The organism is Photobacterium sanguinicancri, assembly GCF_002265265.1.
Taxonomy (GTDB): Bacteria; Pseudomonadota; Gammaproteobacteria; order Enterobacterales; family Vibrionaceae; genus Photobacterium; species Photobacterium sanguinicancri.
In genome coordinates this window covers 1-375 of record NZ_NOIF01000515.1, presented here as the reverse complement: position 1 = coordinate 375, position 375 = coordinate 1, and the positions used below count along the sequence as shown (strand labels likewise).

Annotated in this window: 1 protein-coding gene; it reads left to right on the top strand. The window is 73.9% G+C overall.

What is annotated here, in order from left to right; genetic code table 11:
* Positions 1-375, top strand: a 375-nt coding sequence (tmk, locus tag ASV53_RS26630; RefSeq protein ID WP_094959041.1) for a dTMP kinase, incomplete at both ends; no start/stop codon positions are given.

Below are 375 nucleotides of genomic sequence, written 5' to 3'. Positions count from 1 at the left end.
GCTGCACCACCGCGGGGACATCGCCCCGCGCGCCGAGGCGCTCCTCTATGCGGCCGACCGTGCGCATCACGTGGCCACGGTCGTGCGTCCGGCGCTCGAGCGCGGTGACGTCGTGCTGCAGGACCGCTACCTCGACTCCTCCGTCGCGTACCAGGGCGCTGGACGCGTTCTCGACGCGACCGAGATCCGCGACCTCTCGCTCTGGGCCGCCGAGGGCGCGCTCCCCGACCGCACGGTGCTGCTCGACCTCGACCCCGCGGCCGCCCGTGCGCGTATCGACGCGGCGGACAAGCCGTTCGACCTCTTGGTGGCCGAGAAGGCCGACTTCCACGGCCGGGTGCGCCAGGCGTTCCTCGACCTCGCGTCCGCCGAGCT